The 1,135-nt window shown below is 51.6% G+C and carries 1 protein-coding gene; it reads right to left on the minus strand.

Annotated features, from left to right (window positions below):
* Positions 1-28 precede the first annotated feature (28 nt).
* Positions 29-1,057 (minus strand): IS630 family transposase, encoded by a 1,029-nt coding sequence (locus ACX12B_RS09655; RefSeq protein ID WP_054645368.1) that lies wholly within the window; start codon positions 1,055-1,057, stop codon positions 29-31.
* Between the last annotated feature and the right edge of the window lie 78 nt (positions 1,058-1,135).

Genomic DNA, 1,135 nt, shown 5'->3' on the forward strand with positions numbered 1-1,135 from the left:
TACTAATTCGAAATAAAGTAAGCGAACATTACCCGGAGATATAAGCCAAATCCGGATGGCCAAAAAACGATTTCAATAGTCGTGGCAATTTTTGCAAACGTCGAAGCTGCCGGTAAACAGTGCTCCGAAGTTGTTCTTTGCTGTTAATGATCTTTTTACCGACGTGATGGTATTTGATATAGCCCCAAACAGACTCGTCAGGATTCAGCTCCGGCGAGTACGGCGGCAGGAAGAACAACCTGAGCTTGCCGTCGAGACTCTCAACATAGTCTCGAACCCGACGAGCATGATGAACCGGGTGGTTATCGAGGATCAGGAAAACCGGCTTGTCAACGTCTTGCACCAGAGCCTTGAGGAAACCAAGAAACGCATCGGTGTTCATGTTGCCCTGAATGGTCTTAAAGCGAAGCTCGCCGCGAGGCGAGATGGCCGAGATCAGATTGATGCTGAAGCGACTGCCCGTATTACGGATGATCGGAGTTTCACCCCTGGGTGCCCAGGTGGTGCCACTGTGATAATCAGACCGAATGCTGGCTTCATCGCCGAAATAGATGGTGGCGCCGACTTTTTTTGCTTCCTTGCGAATTTCCGGGTAGGTCTCTTCTTTCCATTGTTTCACGGCCTCTGGCTTTTGCTGGTAGGCCCGATGCAGGGGTTTCTGAGGCGTCAGCCCCAGGTTTCGAAGCAGACGACCGACCGAGACATCGCTTAACCGGACGTTGAACTTTTGCCGGATGAGCTCACGCACTCGGCCCCGAGTCCACAGGGCAAAATCAAACTTCAACTGGTCCGGCGTAAAGGTCGTTATCCAGATATACAGCTCCCGGATCTGAGCACCGCTCAGTTTCTTGGGACGACCGGAAATCTGCTTGGCCTTGAGCGCGTCAAAGCCACCCTCGCGGTAGGCAGCCAGCCATTCATAGATTCGTGCTCGGCTCATCCCCAGCGCTTTGATGACGACTTCTGGACTCTCGCCATCCATGACCCGTTGAACGGCGCGAACGCGAATGGCTTCTAATGTTTTGTGATCAAGTTTACGACCGTCATCGTGGCGCATGTGTGTAAATATCCGATAAGCTTGGCGAACGGAGCCTACATTATAAATGATGTTCGCTTACTTTCGAACCCATTAGTA

The sequence above is a fragment of the Nitrosopumilus sp. S6 genome, from assembly GCF_054515815.1.

Coding starts and splice junctions, on each gene's coding strand:
- ACX12B_RS09655 (WP_054645368.1), bottom strand. CDS start 1,057: ATGCGCCACGATGACGGTCGTAAACTTGATCACAAAACATTAGAAGCC.